General features: G+C 64.8%; 20 protein-coding genes and 1 other annotated feature. Of the genes, 17 read left to right on the forward strand and 3 right to left on the reverse strand.

Features of this window, described 5'->3' with window-relative positions; translation table 11 throughout:
- Positions 1-217 precede the first annotated feature (217 nt).
- Together HRU73_RS09440 and HRU73_RS09445 are read left to right on the forward strand one after the other, a co-directional pair.
- On the forward strand, positions 218-1,018 hold the full coding sequence (locus HRU73_RS09440) for a hypothetical protein (protein ID WP_013721851.1): 801 nt from the start codon (positions 218-220) through the stop codon (positions 1,016-1,018).
- Between the two features lie 66 nt (positions 1,019-1,084).
- Complete coding sequence (locus tag HRU73_RS09445; protein ID WP_003294147.1) at positions 1,085-1,447, forward strand: DUF3085 domain-containing protein; 363 nt, start codon at positions 1,085-1,087, stop codon at positions 1,445-1,447.
- A 130-nt stretch (positions 1,448-1,577) separates the two neighbouring features.
- Here the strand turns inward: HRU73_RS09445 and HRU73_RS09450 are convergent, their stop codons facing one another.
- Positions 1,578-1,700, reverse strand: coding sequence for a hypothetical protein (locus tag HRU73_RS09450; RefSeq protein ID WP_287398513.1), 123 nt, complete (start codon positions 1,698-1,700; stop codon positions 1,578-1,580).
- Positions 1,701-1,791: 91 nt separating this feature from the next.
- Between HRU73_RS09450 and HRU73_RS09455 the strand changes: the two genes are divergently transcribed.
- The 14 genes from HRU73_RS09455 (at position 1,792) to HRU73_RS09520 (ending at position 14,342) form a co-directional block, all read left to right on the forward strand.
- Positions 1,792-2,343, forward strand: a complete 552-nt coding sequence (locus tag HRU73_RS09455) for an STY4534 family ICE replication protein (protein WP_287398514.1) — start codon at positions 1,792-1,794, stop codon at positions 2,341-2,343.
- A gap of 55 nt (positions 2,344-2,398) precedes the next feature.
- Positions 2,399-3,010 carry a DUF3275 family protein gene (locus HRU73_RS09460; RefSeq protein ID WP_023124351.1) on the forward strand — a complete coding sequence of 204 codons (612 nt, stop codon included), beginning with the start codon at positions 2,399-2,401 and terminating at the stop codon, positions 3,008-3,010.
- Positions 3,011-3,099: 89 nt separating this feature from the next.
- The gene (locus HRU73_RS09465; protein ID WP_013982123.1) at positions 3,100-3,465 is read left to right on the forward strand and encodes a hypothetical protein; all 366 of its coding nucleotides are present in this window, start codon (positions 3,100-3,102) and stop codon (positions 3,463-3,465) included.
- Between the two features lie 84 nt (positions 3,466-3,549).
- Positions 3,550-4,200: a hypothetical protein gene (locus HRU73_RS09470; protein WP_034031706.1), complete on the forward strand. Its 651-nt coding sequence runs from the start codon at positions 3,550-3,552 to the stop codon at positions 4,198-4,200.
- 65 nt (positions 4,201-4,265) lie between these two features.
- A complete protein-coding gene (locus HRU73_RS09475) occupies positions 4,266-5,375 on the forward strand; it encodes a DUF6094 domain-containing protein (RefSeq protein WP_247724240.1) in 1,110 nt (369 codons plus the stop codon).
- 102 nt (positions 5,376-5,477) lie between these two features.
- Positions 5,478-5,783, forward strand: coding sequence for a hypothetical protein (locus HRU73_RS09480; protein WP_017462937.1), 306 nt, complete (start codon positions 5,478-5,480; stop codon positions 5,781-5,783).
- Positions 5,784-5,882: 99 nt separating this feature from the next.
- A complete protein-coding gene (locus tag HRU73_RS09485; RefSeq protein ID WP_287398519.1) occupies positions 5,883-8,156 on the forward strand; it encodes a helicase-related protein in 2,274 nt (757 codons plus the stop codon).
- Between the two features lie 197 nt (positions 8,157-8,353).
- Positions 8,354-8,923, forward strand: a complete 570-nt coding sequence (gene pilL2, locus HRU73_RS09490) for a PFGI-1 class ICE element type IV pilus protein PilL2 (RefSeq protein ID WP_287398520.1) — start codon at positions 8,354-8,356, stop codon at positions 8,921-8,923.
- Positions 8,920-9,567, forward strand: coding sequence for a hypothetical protein (locus HRU73_RS09495; RefSeq protein WP_287398521.1), 648 nt, complete (start codon positions 8,920-8,922; stop codon positions 9,565-9,567). Before pilL2 ends, HRU73_RS09495 begins: the two co-directional genes overlap by 4 nt.
- 9 nt (positions 9,568-9,576) lie before the next feature.
- Entirely contained in the window at positions 9,577-10,296 is a 720-nt protein-coding gene (locus tag HRU73_RS09500; protein ID WP_227264501.1) for a TIGR03759 family integrating conjugative element protein, read from the forward strand.
- Positions 10,281-10,901 carry a lysozyme family protein gene (locus tag HRU73_RS09505; protein ID WP_227264502.1) on the forward strand — a complete coding sequence of 207 codons (621 nt, stop codon included), beginning with the start codon at positions 10,281-10,283 and terminating at the stop codon, positions 10,899-10,901. Before HRU73_RS09500 ends, HRU73_RS09505 begins: the two co-directional genes overlap by 16 nt.
- Positions 10,898-11,431: an integrating conjugative element protein gene (locus HRU73_RS09510; RefSeq protein ID WP_287398522.1), complete on the forward strand. Its 534-nt coding sequence runs from the start codon at positions 10,898-10,900 to the stop codon at positions 11,429-11,431. The genes HRU73_RS09505 and HRU73_RS09510 overlap by 4 nt, the downstream gene beginning before the upstream one ends.
- An 8-nt stretch (positions 11,432-11,439) precedes the next feature.
- Positions 11,440-13,596, forward strand: a complete 2,157-nt coding sequence (gene traD, locus HRU73_RS09515) for a type IV conjugative transfer system coupling protein TraD (protein WP_287398523.1) — start codon at positions 11,440-11,442, stop codon at positions 13,594-13,596.
- Positions 13,593-14,342, forward strand: coding sequence for a TIGR03747 family integrating conjugative element membrane protein (locus HRU73_RS09520; RefSeq protein WP_287398524.1), 750 nt, complete (start codon positions 13,593-13,595; stop codon positions 14,340-14,342). The genes traD and HRU73_RS09520 overlap by 4 nt, the downstream gene beginning before the upstream one ends.
- 51 nt (positions 14,343-14,393) lie before the next feature.
- Here HRU73_RS09520 and HRU73_RS09525 read toward each other — a convergent pair whose 3' ends face one another.
- Positions 14,394-14,687 carry a hypothetical protein gene (locus HRU73_RS09525; protein ID WP_287398525.1) on the reverse strand — a complete coding sequence of 98 codons (294 nt, stop codon included), beginning with the start codon at positions 14,685-14,687 and terminating at the stop codon, positions 14,394-14,396.
- Between the two features lie 148 nt (positions 14,688-14,835).
- On the opposite strand from HRU73_RS09525, the gene HRU73_RS09530 reads away from it, so the two are divergent.
- A protein-coding gene (locus HRU73_RS09530; protein ID WP_502709293.1) for an IS3 family transposase occupies positions 14,836-16,073 on the forward strand; the annotation gives its coding sequence in 2 pieces (ribosomal slippage) (positions 14,836-15,127 and positions 15,127-16,073; 1,239 coding nt in all).
- Positions 15,123-15,239: a sequence feature (AL1L pseudoknot), on the forward strand. (Overlaps the previous gene by 117 nt.)
- On the opposite strand, the gene HRU73_RS09535 is transcribed toward HRU73_RS09530, so the two are convergent.
- Positions 15,988-17,988 (reverse strand): hypothetical protein, encoded by a 2,001-nt coding sequence (locus HRU73_RS09535; protein ID WP_287398527.1) that lies wholly within the window; start codon positions 17,986-17,988, stop codon positions 15,988-15,990. The two genes, HRU73_RS09530 and HRU73_RS09535, sit on opposite strands and share 86 nt — an antisense overlap.
- Between the last annotated feature and the right edge of the window lie 9 nt (positions 17,989-17,997).

Genomic DNA, 17,997 nt, shown 5'->3' on the forward strand with positions numbered 1-17,997 from the left:
CCCGGCGGACGGCCGCCGCCATGTGCCGCACGCTGGCCGCATGTTCGCTGGCGTTGCCGGCAGCATGCCCAGGCAGTCGAGACCTTCAAGACTGCGGCGCGGTTCGCCGTGCTGGTTGTTTCGTTCTCCGGGCGCACCCGCGTCCATCCACCTCACCCTCAAGGGACCGACCTCCCTTGCGGGCGGGAGTCCCTTGGTTGCCACAAGGAGTCTCCCCATGGATACCCAAGCCATCCGTGCACAGATGCCGACGCTCGTTGTCGGTCATGTGCCTTCCAACGTCCGTTCGTTCAAGTTCAACATCTTCGACGGCCAGCCCAAGGTTTCGACGCTGGGCTTTCACATCGATCCGAAGCCTTTCGAGGGCAAGGTCATCGCCACCACCGACGAGGCCATCGTCGTCAAGACGGGACGGGCCGAGTTCGCGGTGCTTGATCGCACGCTCGTGACCGAAGTGCCCGACGAGGGCGCCAAGGTGCAGGTCGAACCCTATGTCAGACGCCGCTTCGACGGTCAGCGGGCGGACACGCCCGAGGAGCAGACCGAGTTCACCGCCGACGGCCAGCCCTACACGGTGAAGCGGTTCGTGCTCGGGTCCGCACCGGCGAAGCTGCCGATCCCCGAGCCGCGCTGCCCCGAGCTGCAGGAACTGATCGACCAACTGGAGCAGTTGCCCGCTCCCGACGGCTTCCGGCGCATCACCCACATGCTGGTGGACGCCGGTGCTCGGGACATCACCTGGGTCGATCCGCTGCCCGCCGACATCATCCGCACGCCACCGGCCATCGGCTTCACCGTCGCCACGATGAAGTTCCAGGGTCACGTCACCGTGCTGTATGAGCGTGGCCTCGACCTCTACGCGGTGGAGCTGCGCCGCGACGGCGAGCTGATTGAACGGGTCGATGAGGTGTTCTTCGACACCCTCGGCGAGACGCTGGAACGGCTGATCGACGACGGGAGCTGGCGCCGCATCCGAGTGCAGTGCCTGTTGTCGGGTCGCAAGGCTGTCCGGCACTGATCTCCCAGCAGCTTCCCGCCTTCGCGGCGGGAAGCCTCTCTTCCTGCATCCCTGGAGATCACACCCATGACTGTTCGATTCAAAGGCACGGAGCTGCGGCCCGTGCTCGCCGAAGCGGTGGCGAATCAATGCCGCGTCATCCTGGTCAAGGATCAGGGCGTGTACTTCCTGGCCGAGCGCGGCGAGCGCCGACCCGATGGTCGCCAGAAGACCATCGCCTATGCCGCCGGCTGCAACCCGGATGTCGATGCGTTCGATGACTGGTGGGAGCTGGCGCGCGCCGAGTTCGGCGGCGATGACTTTGGCGAGTTCTTCGATCCACAGGAGGGCGTGTTTGCGCGCATCCTGCACAGCGAGGACGACCTCGACGTGTCCGCCACCACGACACACCTGTCGCTGCAGGCGGTTCCTCCGCCCAGCGGTAACTGACCGCCCATCCCCGGCCCCCGCTCCGGGGGCTTCTTTCTTCCCGGCAATGCGGACAGCCGCGAGTGCCGATTGCCGCTCGCATGCTCGCCGTCCTGGCGCCACGCTTCCGGCCATGTTCCGCTGACGTCCGTCAGCGACATGCCCAGGCAGCCACGATCTTCAAGGCTGCGATGCGGTTCCGACCGCGTTGATCACTCCAGTTCGCACCGGCATCCATGCGCGAACGGCCATCGGTTTTCGATGGCGATGCCACCAAGCTGTTCCATCAACCCACGCGGGGGTTCCACACCTTCCCCGCCTTGGGTCGGGTGTGTCTCCGCCTCTTTGTTCCCAGGAGATTCACCATGACCACTTCCACCGAAAAGTCCTACTTCGATCTGCACATCACCGGCCTCGGGTATCTCAATCGCATCCGCGAAGTGAAGCCAAAGAAAGGTGATCCCTTCCTGGCCTGCGACATCGCGGCTCTGAACGGTCCCAGCGATGACGTCTCGTATGTGCGCTTCGACACGCGCGTATCGGGATCGGAAGCGCAGCACCTGGTGCGCCGCTGCATTCAGGCGGTCGACGCCGAGAAGAAGGTGATGATCGGCTTCCGCCTGGGCGACCTGTGGACCGACACCTTCACCTACTCCAAGGGCAAGCGTGCCGGCGAGCAGGGGGTGAGCCTCAAGGCCCGCCTGCTGTTCGTCAGTTGGATCAAGGTCGACGGCAAGCTCGTCTACAAGGCCGAACCCAAGCCGACCGAGACCGACGAGCGGGACCCGGAAGTCCCTGTGACGTCCGACGCGCCCGCCGCGCAGCAAGCCTCGGCACCGGAGCCTTCCAAGCCCGACGCCGATGCTGCCGACGACGCTGCCGATGCCCCCGCATTGGCCGTTGCCGAGTCGTTCTGATCCGCAAGGCCCCATCCCCGGGGCCTTGTCTTCTCTTCGTCAGCAGGAGACCTTCATGATCACCATCCCCGGCCAACTGGCCATCAAGACCATCCACGGCAGGAACGGCGACTTCAACGTCGGCCGCCTGGCGACCTCGATCGGCGAGTTCGTCGTGAAGAACGCCGAACTCGATCAGTACCGCGAGGGCAAGTACGACGGTGATTTCGTCATCGTCGAGATTCGCCCCTCCACGTACAACGCCAACGGCCGCATGGTCATCGAGATCCGCGCCCATCTGGGCGGGATGACACTGTCCAACATCGACGCCCTGAGCCGCGACGAGGCCCGCCGGCTGAGTCCGCAGGAAGTCGATCCGATCGACGAGGAAGCGCAGACGCCCGCGCCGGCAACGCCCCCGGCCAAGCCGAAGGCGAAGTCGCGCAGTCCGCGTGATCCCCTGGTCGATACCACGCCGTTCGGCAGCGAATCGGCTCCCGTGTCCGCTGCGGCCTCGGCCGAGGCAGACGACGCGGTGCTGTTTGGTGCCTTGTGGCCCCTGGGCGAGACCGTGAAGCTCGATGCGACCGTGGATCGTCGTGTGCTGCGTCAGCAGCGCGACCGTCTCGACAAGCTCGGCTACGAGTTCGCTCCGTTGTCCCAGGACTGGCACCTCAAAGCTGCCTGATCCATCCGCCGCATTGCGCGGCATACCGCCACCCGCCGGGGTTCTCCCCCGACGGGGAGGGCTCCGGCCTTTTCTTCAAGGAGACCCTCATGGGCTGGACCTTCGTTCGTCAGACGCGCGATCAGTTGATCCGCGAGCTGCTCGCTCCGCAGGCGTCCGAACGCGCTTGCTGCGAAGTCATCGACCACACACTGGACGGCGACGTTCTGTGGACCGTGGTTCGCGTCACCGCCAGGCAGGCGGGCGTCATGGGCCTCGCGGCCGGTGAGTCCGTCTGCTACATCGGCTGCCATCTTCTGGAAAGCTCGGGCGGCGATTGGGGCTACAAGTCCCTCGATGAGTCCGTGCATCCGTACTACTACTCGTGCCCGCTGCGCTATCTCGACATGGCGCCGGTGCAAAGCTCCGAGTGGCGCGAGCGGGTTCACCGCTTCCACGCGGGGCGCGCTGTCTAGCGGCACGCATCTTCCTTCACCCAACCGGGGCGAGCACGGCCCCGCGGGCTGTGGTTGCTCCTTCTTTTCCAAGAGGACATCACCATGCCTGCACCTTCTTCCGCGAAACCGCTGTACCGCATCGACGAATGCCCCGACCTCATGGCTGACGGTTGCGTCGGTGACGAGCAGGGCAATCTCGTCTTTCTCTCGATCTGGGCGCGCGACACCGCCGTTCAGGAGTTCCTCGCCCGCCTGACCCTCGGCCGGGACGAACAGGGACTGGATCAGTTCCACGTCATCACCGAGCAGGGCGCATCCATCTCGGTCTTCGTCGGCAACGTCGAGAACCTGGAAAAGCGCATCACCCGCGCCTATCGGCGAACGCTGTTCGGTTCGCTGACGAACGTGTGGCTGTTCGATCGTCGCTGCGTGAAGCCAGACAAGGCCAACGCCAGCGCGCTGGCGCTTCTGCCCAGGGATTCCGCTCACCGGCTCGACCGGCTGTGGACGCTGGTGCAGGACACCTGCCCGCTGCCACTGCTCGACCACTGGCGCGACACCGTGCTGGAGCTGTTGCAGACACGGCGGATGCTGACCGGTCTTCCCTTGGCCCTCGGGCCGCTGGAAGGCCATCGGCTGGCCCTCGATGTCCCGGCGCTGACGAAGGCGTTGGGCGAGCTGATCCGCAACGGCACCCTTGGCGCCACGCAGTACGAACTGGCCGCGAACGCACCGCTTCGGCGTGTGGCGTGAGCCATCCCCACGGGCATGCGCGCCGCGCGTGCCCGCCTTCCCTCATCCATCACCAGGAGAAATCCATGGCACTCATGTTTCCGCGCCTGGCGCGCAATTTCATCCGTAACGGCTACTTCCCCACCGACGAGCCGACGCTGGAGCGGGCCTTGTCCGCACTGGTGCCGTCTCCCGGCTCCATGTCCCTCCTCGATCCCTGCGCCGGCGAAGGCGTGGCGATTGCCGAAGCCGCCCACGCCCTCGGGCGCGAGCAGGTCCAGGCCTTCGCCGTCGAGTACGACGCCGAGCGTGCCCGCCACGCACGGCAACTTGTCGATCGCTGCATCCAAGGTGACCTGATGGACACGCTGATCTCGCGCCAGTCCTTCGGGCTGCTGTGGCTGAACCCGCCGTATGGCGACCTGAGCAAGGACGTGAACGGCAACATCGGCTATCAGGGCCAGGGCCGTGCGCGGCTGGAAAAGCTCTTCTATCAGCGCGCGCTGCCGCTGCTGCAGTACGGCGGCGTGCTGATCTTCATCGTGCCGTCCTACGTGCTCGACGCCGAGCTGGTCGGATGGCTGACGCGCCACTTCGCCGACCTGCGCATCTACCGTGCGGTGGAAACGCAGTTCAAGCAGGTGGTGATCTTCGGTCGCAGGATTCGTCAACGCGACCAGGCGTCGGAGTCGGCCAAGTCCTTGCGCGGTCTGCTGCTGCAGATCGGACAGGGTGACGCCGAAGCCGAGGAGCTGCCGCCCGAATGGCCGTTCCTGCCGTACACCGTCCCTGCCAGCCCGGCCGAGCCGGAGCACTTCTATCGCGTGACGATGGAGCCCGAGCAGTTCGCCGATGAAGTCGGCCGGCTGCAAGGACTCTGGCCGGCGCTCGATACGCACCTGGGGGCCGCGCAGCAGTCGCTGCGTCCACCCGCGCGGGCCTTGTCGCACTGGCATCTCGCCCTGGCCTTGGCCGCAGGCGCGATCTCCGGCGTGGTGACGTCCAAGAGCGGGCGCGTGCTGGTAGTCAAAGGTGACACCCACAAGGAGAAGACGCTCCAGACGGAATACACCGAACGCGACGACGGCTCCGTGGCCGAGACGCGCATCCTCACAGACAAGTTCGTGCCGGTCATTCGTGCATGGGACTTGACGCTGGGCTCGCCCACGTGGGGCGAAGTGCTGACCATCCGCTGATCGCTGTTCCCTGACGGTTCGCCGTCGCTTTCATCCACCCACCGGGGTCACGTTGCCCCCGATGGGGTGCCGTGGCCCCTTCTTCCAGAAGGAGAAACCACCATGGCACTCGCAGTCCTCAACCTCGCGTCACAAGCACGCTTTTCGCCCGGGCAGGTGGTCATGACCGCCGGCGTCGACGAGCTGGTCCGACAGGGTCGGCTCAACCCCACGCCGTACCTGCGCCGCCATCTTCATGGCGAATGGGGCGACCTGAGCGACAGCGATCGGCGGCAGAACGACGCCGCGCTGAAGTCCGGCGAGGATCGTCTGTTCTCGTCCTACCAGGTCACGTCCGACCAGAAGCTCTGGATCATCACCGAATGGGATCGCAGCGTCACCACACTGCTGCTGCCCAGCGAATACTGATCCGCATCCAGCGGTCTCGCGCCGCTTCTTTCTTCCCACCCAGGGGCATGTCACCGCCCCGTGGGGGAGGTGCATGCCCCATTGCTTTGGAGCATCACCATGTCCCTCGATCTCGAAACTGTTCCCGAAACCGCTGTGCAGGGCGACCTGCTCGAAGCGGCCGCTTCACCTCTCACGCTCAGCCTGCAGGACTTCGTATCGGAGTTCGGCGACGAGCTGCTCGATTCGCTCAACCGCGCCAATCCGCCGGTCTACACCGGCCAGGTGCGGGTGCATCGGCAACTGATCCTCGCCGCGCTCAAGCGCAAGCTGTTCCCGGCGCAAGCCGATGTGGTCCACGCCGTCACCGAGCTGTTGGTCGATCGCGGCGAACGCGCCGCGATCGTCAACGGCGAGATGGGCTGCGGCAAGACGACGGTGGGTATTGCCACCGCCGCCGTGCTCAACGCCGAAGGCTACCGCCGCACCCTGGTGCTCTCGCCACCCCACCTGGTCTACAAGTGGCGGCGCGAAATCCAGGAGACGGTTGCCGGTGCCAAGGTCTGGGTGCTCAATGGCCCGGACACGCTGGTCAAGCTGCTGAAACTGCGCGAGCAGTTGGGCGTGCCGGCGCAGGGCCAGGAGTTCTTCGTCCTCGGCCGCGTGCGGATGCGGATGGGGTTCCACTGGAAACCTGTCTTCGTTCGCCGGCGCACGCCTCACGGCGACGTGGGGGCCTGCCCGGCTTGCGGGCACGTCATCACCGACCTCGACGGCGAGCCGATCAACCCGGTCGAACTCGAAGCCGAGGAGTCCCGCCGCAAGTGCAGCCACTGCCGTGCACCGCTGTGGTCGTTGGTCCGTCCGAGAGGCCTGTCCGCCAGCGACCAGTCCTCGACCGTGCTCAAGGCACTGAAGCGTATTCCAACCATCGGCGAAGTCACCGCGCAGAAGCTGATGCAGAAGTTCGGCGACGCCTTCCTCGCGTCGATGCTCGGGGACAACATCCACGAGTTCATCAACCTGATGGATGGCAACGGCGAGCTGGTCTTCTCGGATCGGCAAGCCCACCGGATGGAACGCGCGATGGCCAACATGGAGTTCGGCTTCGGCGAGGGCGGCTACCAGCCGTCCGAGTTCATCAAGAGGCAGCTTCCCCAAGGCACGTTCGACCTGCTCATCGCCGACGAGGCACACGAGTACAAGAACGGCGGCTCCGCACAGGGCCAGGCCATGGGGGTGTTGGCGGCCAAGGCGCGCAAGACGCTGCTGCTCACCGGCACGCTGATGGGCGGCTACGGCGATGACCTGTTCCACCTGCTGTTCCGAGCCCTGCCGGGGCGGATGATCGAAGACGGCTACCGGCCGACGAAGAGCGGCAGCATGACGTCGGCCGCGATGGCGTTCATGCGCGATCACGGCGTGCTCAAGGACATCTATTCGGAGAGCACCGGCACGGCGCACAAGACGGCCAAGGGCACCAAGGTATCGGTGCGCACGGTCAAGGCGCCGGGTTTCGGTCCCAAGGGCGTACTGCGGTGCGTCCTGCCGTTCACGGTCTTCCTCAAGTTGAAGGACATCGGTGGCAACGTGCTGCCGCCTTACGACGAGGAGTTCCGCGAAGTCGCGATGGACACGGCCCAGGCCGCGGCCTATCGCGATCTGGCGGGTCGCCTGACCCAGGAGCTGAAGCAGGCCCTGGCGAAGCGCGACACGACGCTGCTCGGTGTAGTCCTCAACGTGCTGCTGGCCTGGCCGGACTGCTGCTTCCGGTCGGAAGCGGTGGTGCATCCGCGCACGCGCAACACCTTGGCGTTCGTGCCGGCTCAGTTCAACGAGCTGGAGGTGATGCCCAAGGAACGCGAGCTGATCGAGATCTGCAAGCAAGAGAAGGCAGAAGGTCGCAAGACCCTGGTCTATTCGGTCTATACCGGCACGCGCGACACCACGTCGCGTTTGAAGGTGCTGCTGGAGCAGGAAGGCTTCAAGGTGGCGGTGCTGCGCGCGAGCGTGGATGCCTCCCGCCGGGAAGACTGGATCGCCGAGCAGTTGGACCGTGGCATCGACGTGCTCATCACCAATCCCGAGCTGGTGAAAACCGGCCTGGACCTGCTGGAGTTTCCGACGATCGTGTTCCTCCAGTCGGGCTACAACGTGTATTCGCTGCAGCAGGCCGCCCGGCGCTCATGGCGCATCGGCCAGAAGCAGCCGGTGCGCGTGATCTACCTCGGCTACGCCAACTCCTCGCAGATGACCTGCCTGGGGTTGATGGCCAGGAAGATCATGGTCTCGCAGAGCACCTCGGGCGACGTACCCGAGTCGGGCCTGGATGTTCTGAACCAGGATGGCGATTCCGTCGAGGTCGCCCTGGCTCGGCAGCTTGTCACGGCCTGATCCATGTACCCATGCCGGCGGCCCCTCGGGGTCGCCGGCTTCTTTCCACGGCCCTTCGGGGCCGTTTTTCTTGGGCGTATGACAGTCCATGGCGCCGCCCCCCATGTATTCGGGCGGGCGTCAGTGCGTTTTGTTTGCTGCCCGCAGGCCAAGCGGCGGCGATGGTGAGCGCTCCGTGTTCCAGGGAAGCGCCCTCCATGCAACCATCCATCCGCGCTGTTCACCGCCTGGCCCTCGTCGCTGGCTTGCTGGCCGGCAGCCTGTTGGCCGCCGGCTGCGCCACGACCGCCGCACCGTCTGCGTCAGCGGTGCCGGCCGCATCGCCAACCGCCGTCGCGCCGGAGCCGGGTTTCGTTCCGGTGGCCCGCTACGGACGCTACACCCTGGTCGAGCTGGTGCCGGAACCTGCGCAGCGGGATCTCTTGCAGCAGGCGGTGGAGGTCTCGATTCCGCCCATGCTCGATGCCAGCGTGGGCGATGCCATGCGCCATGTGCTCCTGCGCTCCGGCTACCGGCTCTGCGATGCGGCCGAGGCCGCATCGCTCTACGCGCTGCCGCTGCCCGCCGCACACCTGCGCCTGGGCCCGCTGATGCTGCGCGATGCCTTGCTGACCCTTGCCGGCCCCGCCTGGGAGCTGTCGGTCGATGACTTGACCCGCCAGGTCTGCTTCAGCCGGCGCGGTGCTCCCACCTTCCTTTCCTCCAACCCGCCCGGCACCGCCACGCCCGTGCCGGACGCCGACCGGCCCGAGGAGATGCAGCCATGACCTTTTCCCAAGCGCCATCCGAGCGCAATTCCCGCACGCGTTGGCTCAAGGTCGCCGCGGCCTTCTGGCTGCTGCTCATCAGTGCCGTGGCACTCATCAACAGCGTCGGCCTGTCGCGGCTCGCCGAACAGACCCAGAGCAGCGCACAGGATGCGCAGGTCAAGGCGCTGGTCCTGCGCGTGGCCGATCTCGAACAACAGGCCGATGCGGACAAGCGCCGGCCGGCGCCGATCAGCCAGGCCGAATTCGCCACCGCGCGGCAGGCGCTGGACGAGCGGATGACGCGCCTCGAAGAGGCCGACGAGGCGAGGGCCTTGGCCGTCGACCTGCAGACGCTGCAGACGCGCGTGAACGGAATCGATACCCGCCTGGAGAAGACCCGGCAGGTGGCATCCGCCGCTCGCCCGCGCGCTCCGGTTGCGACGAAGCCCAAGGTGCCGGAGCCGCCATTCCGGGTGCTCGGCGTGGAGCTACGGGGAGGCGAGCGCTTTCTGTCGATCACCTCCACCGCCGCGGCCTCGCTCGCGGGCGCCCGGCTGCTGCGCGAGGGCGACGCCGAGGGCGGCTGGCAACTGCAGTCCATCGAGGCGCAGGCGGGCGTGTTCCAGGTGAACGGCCAGACGCAGCGCGTTGCGGTGCCGTAGGAGGTCGCCATGAACCTGCGGCCGTTGCTCGCTGCCGTCGTCCTGTTCGCCACTTTCGGCGCATCCGCCCAACCGGCCCCGGTGACGAACTCGCGCATGGTGCCCGCTCAAGTGCAGCCGGGCGCTGATGCCGCGCTCGACGAGAGGCAGGCGCGGGAGTGGGGGCTTCGCTCCGAGGAGTGGGCGCGTTACCGGCAACTGATGCAGGGGCCGCTCGGGGTCTATTCGCCCCAGCTCGATCCGCTCACGACGCTGGGCATCGAGGCCCGCAGCGAGGAGGAGCGCAGGCGCTACGCCGAGCTGCAGGTGCAGGCCGAGGCCCGGCGCGTCGGCAAGACGCTGGCCTACCAGCGGGCCTACGACGCGGCGTGGCAGCGCCTGTTTCCCGGCCAGCCGCGCGTGAGCCTGCCCGGCGCCAAGGCGCAGGGTGCCGGCAACACCGGCTCCGGGCGCCTGGCGGTCTTCGTCAAGGCCGACTGCGCACCGTGCGCGCAGCGCGTGCAGCAGTTGCAGGCGGCCGGCACAGCCTTCGATCTCTACATGGTCGGCAGCCGTCAGGACGACGCGCGCATCCGGCAGTGGGCCACCCAGGCGGGCATCGACCCGGCCAGGGTGCGCGCCCGCACCATCACGCTCAACCACGATGCGGGGCGCTGGCTGTCGCTCGGCCTGCCCGGCGATCTGCCGGCCGTGGTGCGCGAGGTGAACGGCCAATGGCAGCGGCAATAGGTGCTCCGGGCCGGGAGCGTCGGCCATCCCGCGTCGCCATCCGCTGCGCCGGCGCCGTGCTGCTGCTCACCAGCGGCGGCTGGGCGTTGGCCGCCCTGGCGCGGGAAGTGCCGCCGCCGGCCTATCAACTGGCGGCGCACCGTGCAGACGTGCCGGCGGCGGTGCTGTACGCGGTGGCCTTGCAGGAGAGCGGCGCCATGCTGCGCGGGCGCCTGATCCCCTGGCCGTGGACGCTCAACGTCGCCGGCACGCCGCAGCGCTACGCCACCCGCGCCGAGGCCTGCGCGGGGCTGCGCCGGGCACTCGCCCGCACGCCGGCCAATCGCATCGACGCCGGCCTCGGCCAGGTCAATCTCGGCTACCACACGCATCGCTACACGCAGCCCTGCGAGCTGCTGGACCCGTACCGCAACCTCGCCATCGCTGCGGAAATCCTGCGCGAACAGCACACGCCGGGCGAGGACTGGCTGCTTGCCATCGGCCGCTACCACCGGCCCGCCGGCGGGGCGCCCGCGGCACGCTACCGGCGCAGTGTGCATCGGCACCTGACCCGCGTGCTCGACCCCGGCGTTCCCGTTCCAACCCTTCAGGCCACCACGCCATGAACCACATCGTTTTCATCGCCGCCATCGGGCTGCTGTCCACGACCACCGTCTTCGCCCAGACCGCCTCCGCGCCCCTGATCGTCGTCGAAGACCGCGGCGGCGACTCCGCGCTGCCGTACTACCGGCCGCTGAATCCCCAGCCGGATCAGGCCGCACCGCCGGCCCCTATGCCAGTCCCTCGCGTGGGCAACGCGGCCGACGCCGAAGCCGCCATGCTGCCGGTGCGCTCGACGCAACTGTCGCCGGGCCAGGTGCAGCGCCGCGTCATCCGGGCGCCGGGCCTGACGGCGCTGTTCCTGATCGGCGACGACGAACGTTCGCGCGCGTGGCTGCGGCAGCGGCAGGCAGCGCTGCGAGAGCTGCAGGCCGTGGGCCTGGTGGTCAACGTGGAGTCGCTGGCCGCGCTGACGGCGCTGCGTAGGCTGGCTCCCGGCCTGACCCTCTCGCCGGCCTCCGGCGACGACCTGGCCCAGCGCCTGGGCCTGCGCCACTACCCGGTGCTCATCACGTCCACCGGCGTCGAGCAGTAGGTGCGCAAATGGCCCAACCGCATGCGGTCGAGGTTCTGCTGCGGCCAGCGGTGGAGCTTTACACCGTGGCGGTCTGCACTGGCGCCGCGATCCTGTGCCTGGTGGCACCGTGGTCGCTCGCGCTGAACCCGCTGCTCGGCCTGGGCTCGGCGCTGGCCTTCCTGACCTTCGGCGCGATTCGCCTGCGCGATGCCTGGGCGATCCTGCGCTATCGCCGCAACATCCGCCGCCTGCCGCGCTACGTGATGACCAGCCACGACGTGCCGGTGAGTCAGCAACGGCTGTTCGTCGGCCGCGGCTTTCGCTGGGAGCAGCGACACACGCACCGGCTGATGCAGACCTACCGGCCGGAGTTCCGCCGCTATGTCGAGCCGACCGCGATCTACCGGGCCGCCCGGGGGCTGGAGGAGCGGCTTGAGTTCGCGCCGTTTCCCGTCTCGAAGCTGGCGCGCGCGTTGGCCTGGGACAGCCCGCTCAACCCGGCGCGGCCGCTGCCGCCGGTCGGCGGAATGCCGCGCCTGCATGGCATCGAACCGCACGAGGTCGACGTCACCCTGCCGCTGGGCGAGCGCGTCGGCCACACCCTGGTGCTGGGCACCACGCGCGTGGGCAAGACGCGGCTGGCCGAGTTGTTCATCACGCAAGACATCCGCCGCAAGGTCCGCGGCGAGCACGAGGTGGTGATCGTCTTCGACCCCAAGGGCGATGCGGACCTGTTGAAGCGCATGTACGTCGAGGCCAAGCGCGCCGGGCGCGAAGGCGAGTTCTACGTCTTCCATCTGGGCTGGCCGGACATCTCGGCGCGCTACAACGCCGTCGGCCGGTTCGGGCGGATCTCCGAAGTGGCCACGCGCATCGCCGGACAGCTCTCGGGCGAAGGCAACAGCGCCGCGTTCCGCGAATTCGCCTGGCGCTTCGTCAACATCATCGCGCGCGCCCTGGTCGAGCTGGGGCAGCGGCCGGACTACCTGCTGATCCAGCGCCACGTCATCAACATCGACGCGCTGTTCATCGAGTACGCCCAGCACTACTTCGCCAAGAACGAGCCGAAGGCCTGGGAGGTCATCGTCCAGTTCGAAGCGAAGCTGAACGACAAGAACATCCCGCGCAACATGATCGGGCGCGAGAAGCGCGTGGTGGCCCTCGAACAGTACCTGTCCCAAGTGCGCATCTATGACCCGGTGCTCGACGGCCTGCGCAGCGCCGTGCGCTACGACCGGACGTACTTCGACAAGATCGTCGCTTCGCTGCTGCCGCTGCTGGAGAAGCTCACCACCGGCAAGATCGCGCAACTGCTCGCACCGAACTATTCCGACCTGTCCGACCCGCGGCCGATCTTCGACTGGATGCAGGTGATCCGCAAACGCGCGGTGGTCTACGTGGGGCTGGATGCACTGTCCGACGCCGAAGTCGCGGCGGCGGTGGGCAACTCGATGTTCAGCGATCTGGTCTCGGTCGCCGGCCACATCTACAAGTTCGGCATCGACGACGGGCTGCCCGGCGCAGCGGCGGGCACCAAGATTCCGATCAACGTCCACGCCGACGAATTCAATGAACTCATGGGCGACGAGTTCATCCCGATGGTCAACAAGGGCGGCGGTGCCGGCGTGCAGGTGACGGCCTACACGCAGACCTTGAGCGACATCGAGGCGCGCATCGGCAACCGTGCCAAGGCCGGCCAGGTGGTCGGCAACTTCAACAACCTGTTCATGCTGCGCGTGCGCGAGACCGCCACCGCCGAGCTGCTGACGCGACAACTGCCCAAGGTCGAGGTGTACGCCACGGCACTGACGAGCGGCGCCACCGACAGCTCCGACCCGCACGGCAATACCGCGTTCACATCCAACACGCAGGACCGCATCAGTACGACCAGCGTGCCATTGATCGAGCCCGCGCATATCGTGGCGTTACCCAAGGGGCAGTGCTTCGCGCTGATCGAGGGCGGCAACCTCTGGAAAGTCCGCATGCCGCTGCCGGCACCCGACCCCGACGAAGCCATGCCGAAGGATCTGCAGGAGCTGGCCGGCTACATGCGGCAGCACTACGTCGAGGCAGGAGACTGGTGGGAGAACCAAGTTATCCCCGGCCTGCAGGACAAGGCGCTGCCCGACGACCTGCTGGACGACTTCAAGCAGATGGCCGCCGCTGAAGAGGCCGAAGCATGAGCGATCCGGCCGTCGCGGCACAGCGCCAGCAGCAACGACAGCAGGGGCTGATTGCCGGCCTGGTCACGCTGCCGTTCCGCTTCTTCGGTGTGCTGTGCGGCGCGCTGCTGCTGTGCATCCTGATCGAATGCGTCGGCATGCACTTCTTCTGGCCCGATCAGGGCTGGCGCCACGCGCAGGGCATGCTGCACTACGAGCTGGATCAGCTCTCCACGCATTTCACGCGCAGCGCGCTGGTACAGGAGCCGGGGCGCACCGCGCACCGGCTGGTCGAGCAGGGCTACGACTGGCTGTTCGTGAAAAGCGGCCTGCTGGACTGGATACGCGACGCCTCGGCGCAGGCCAGCGCCGGCAGCCACCGCCCGACCAAGGATTTCCGCCACTACATCGGCTTGGTCTATGTGAACGTGGAGAGCTACCTGATCGCGGCGGCCTACACGACGCTGGTCTTCCTCGTGCGGCTGCTGGTGCTGTGCCTGACCCTGCCGCTGTTCTTGATGGCTGCCTTCGTCGGGCTGGTGGACGGCCTGGTGCGCCGGGACATCCGCCGCTTCGGCGCGGGACGCGAGTCGGGGTTCATCTATCACCGCGCCAGGGCCAGCCTGATCCCGCTGGCCGTGCTGCCGTGGGTGACTTACCTGGCACTGCCGGTCAGCGTGAACCCGTTGCTGATCCTGCTGCCCAGCGCCGTGCTGCTCGGCGTGGCGGTGTGCATTGCGGCGGCGACGTTCAAGAAGTACTTGTAAGACGGCTGCACCAATTGCCGGGACGTAACACCGTGTGCAGGCGGCCCGAGCCTACTTGTTGGCTGTGCCTGGCGACAGCGCGAAGGCGATTTCCTCCAGCAGGGGACGCAGTTTCGCATGGTCGGATTGAGCAATTGCCATTTCGATCCGTGACGACCAGTGTCCTTGCCCGTACAGGTTCGCGGCGCGTTCCAGGATTTCTCCGGCAGCTCGATCGCGGATTTCCTGCTCCGGAGCAGACATGCCGGTCAATCGAGATACGACTGCGGTTCTGAGTAGTGAGATCTCTTCATCCCCACCATGGACGGCGAATGCAGCAAGACCACAAAGCCCCCTCTCAAGCACTCCCCAGCCTGTTTGATACCTCCCACCTTTGAACGTCCAGGATGCGAGGCTTTCCCCAATCTCCCTTGCGATCTCATCACAGCCGCGATTTCGAGCATTGAATCGCCCCGGGTTTTGAGGAGGCTCCAACTTTTGAGAGAATGGAGCCATGAATAAACAAAACAAGCAAAACAAGTTTTCCCCTGAAATTCGTGAACGATCTGTTCGCCTGGTACAGGAGCATCGCGGCGAATATCCATCGCTATGGGCGGCGGTTGAATCAATTGCACCCAAGATTGGCTGTGTGCCCTCCACGTTGCTGGAATGGGTTAAACGTAGCGAAATTAACAATGGCGCACGCGAAGGTCTGACAAGCAGTGAACGTGATCGCCTCAAGGCGTTGGAGCGTGAGAACAGGGAACTGCGCCGAGCCAATGAGATATTGAAAACAGCCAGTGCTTTTTTCGCCCAGGCGGAGCTCGACCGCGTTCTGAAGAAGTAAACGCTTACATTGACCAATATCGGAGTATCTATGGGGTCGAGCCAGTCTGCAAGGTGTTGCAGGTTGCCCCTTCAGCGTACTGGCGCCATGCTGCCCGCCAGCGCTATCCACAATTACGCAGTGCGCGGGCTCGCAGAGATGAGTTGTTGATGGCTGATATCCGGCGTGTCTGGCAGGCCAATATGCAAGTCTATGGTGCACGCAAGATCTGGTATCAATTGCAACGTGAAGGTGTGACTGTGGCGCGTTGTACGGTTGAACGTCTGATGCGCCAGCTGGGTTTACAAGGTGCCCGACGGGGCAAAATCATTCGCACCACTGTTGTCCGGCAGAACGCGACTTGCCCGCGCGATCTCGTCAACCGGATGTTTCATGCCAATCGGCCCAATCAGCTGTGGGTCTCGGACTTCACCTATGTATCAACCTGGCAGGGCTGGTTGTACGTGGCTTTTGTTATCGATGTATTTGCCCGCCGCATCGTTGGCTGGCGTGTCAGCAGCACCATGAGTACGGATTTTGTGCTTGATGCGCTGGAGCAGGCTTTGTATGATCGCCGTCCTGCTGATACCCTGATTCATCATTCCGACAGAGGATCGCAATACGTGTCGATCCGTTATACCGAACGTCTGGCACAAGCCGGTATTGAACCGTCTGTCGGCAGTCGCGGTGACAGTTACGATAATGCGCTGGCTGAAACGATCAATGGCCTGTACAAGGCTGAACTGATACACAGGAGAGCTCCCTGGAAAACCAGGGCTGCTGTGGAGCTGGCAACTTTGGAATGGGTTGCCTGGTATAACCATCAACGCCTGCTTGGATCTATCGGGTATATTCCTCCAGCTCAGGCTGAAGAAAACTACCGACAAACCCAGGATAATAAGACATTGATGGATATTTTACTTTAACCAAATAGCCTCCTCGATTGTCGGGACGGTTCACATTGACAGCGGCTTCAAACAATGTCTCGGTCATCTGGAAGTTCTCAACGAAGGTCACCGTGTCCTTGTCATCGGGAATCCAGGTCAATGTCGCAATCAGCCAGCGCGCGTGCTTCCGAAGTTCCTCTTGGCTGTGATGGTCGCATGCGGGCGCATTTGACACTGCCAACAGGATTTCGGTCACGCCTGTGATCCAGTGAATCATGTCAAACGCGAAGTGAGACTTCGCCTTTACAGCTTCGAGAAGGAGCTCCTTCTCCGTTTGGTAAAGGCCATCTGCCCAACGCTCGATGTTCCGTATGACTGATTGGGCGTCCGTGTTGTCCGGTTGCGCTTCAGAGATCGCGTTCGCCAATGCCGTGAGCCGCGACCTCAAGCTCTGCATGCTCGTCGACGAGTAGTACGGTCCCAGGAATGTGCTATGGCTGTTCGACAGCGGAGTATCTGGTACGTTGAGAAACAACTTCGACACCAAAGCAACATCTCGGCGGACTTCCCCAACGGCGAAGTGAATGTCGCGGCTCCCAGAGCGAAGTAGATCAAAGGTGAGATTCGCAAGCTGCGTCATACCTTCCATCGTGACGGGGCGGTAATCCTCCTTCGCGCAGCCAGTACACGCAATCAACGCAATTTTTTCGCTGAGCGTTGCTATGTCGTTAGGATCTCCATGGGCGAGAAGATATTGCGCAGATTGCCCCATGAGCCGTTGCCCCTCTAGCAGAACGTCGGCCATGCCATGAGGAACTACGGCCTGCACCGCGCTTGCAAGGTATCCTGCGGCGAGCTGCGCGTGGCTTTTCGAGGCATACGGGCTGGAGTAATCGATACCGAGATACACCCGGACCAGTGCAGCCATCGCTTGCAGCGTCTGCTCGATCTGCTGCTCGTCCCGGCGCGCAATCCCACTTTGGGCGTTTTGCCGCAGGTGCTCCAGTGTGTCGTTGAAGAAGCTGTCGCTGGAAAGAGGATTATCGACAAATGGGTTATTGGCGTAGAAAGTTTTCCCCTTGGAGTCGATGTAGGCAGCATTGATCCCAACGACGGAGTTCAGTGCCGCGCCAGAAACTTCATAATCTCCTTGTTCCGCATAGCGCCGAGCAAACGACATCGCATGCCGGATCGCTCGTTTTGTGCCATCGGTCCATCGATTGTTGATCTGAAAAAAAGCTGTACGAGCCATATCGTGTGTGGAGTCAGATGGTGACGACGTGGCACTTGCGCTTTCTTCGCGCTCAAGGAGTGGCATCGCGCGCTGAGCCCGTCGAGACCAGGTCCGCAATTCCTTGCGGGTGTCTTGAATGAGTATGCCGAGTTGCTGCAAGGGATTGATGAGAACCAAAGCGCGCCGATAGGCGTACATGAACGAGATCAGTATGAATACGACCGCCCATGAGGCTGCGAGCACGACGAGCGCCAGCCGGGCCTTACCCACAAAAGTCGACAGAGTGGCAACTCCGATTGCTAGGAGGAATGCCGACGCGAACGCGCCGAGCAACTTCCGATCTGCGCTCAGACGGCGGAATAGCCCGTGAGGCATGCGCTCGATGTTCACCTGCATGGCGAACAGTACGAGCGACGTAACGATCGCAGCAGCCCCTATCAGCGCGCTTCCCGCATTTAGAATCAGGCCGCGCAGACTCTCGAGTGCGGGTTCGGTCGAGTAATAGATGGCAAGCACATTTTGGAGGGCCGGAGACAGGTAGGCGCTTGCAGATACGAGAAGGAGAAGCACGGCATAAAAAGCGATATTGCCGTATCGAAGCTTCCACACTCCAAGCTGGAATTGGGCTCTGTAGGTGTGCTGCCATAATGCGGCGATTCGTCTTGCGACCGCTTTACGTATGCGCTTTACAGCTCGGTCAATGTGCGATCGCCAGGGCATGAGCAATGA

It is taken from the genome of Nitrosomonas sp. H1_AOB3, assembly GCF_015709435.1.
In the GTDB taxonomy this organism is placed as follows: Bacteria; Pseudomonadota; Gammaproteobacteria; order Burkholderiales; family Nitrosomonadaceae; genus Nitrosomonas; species Nitrosomonas europaea.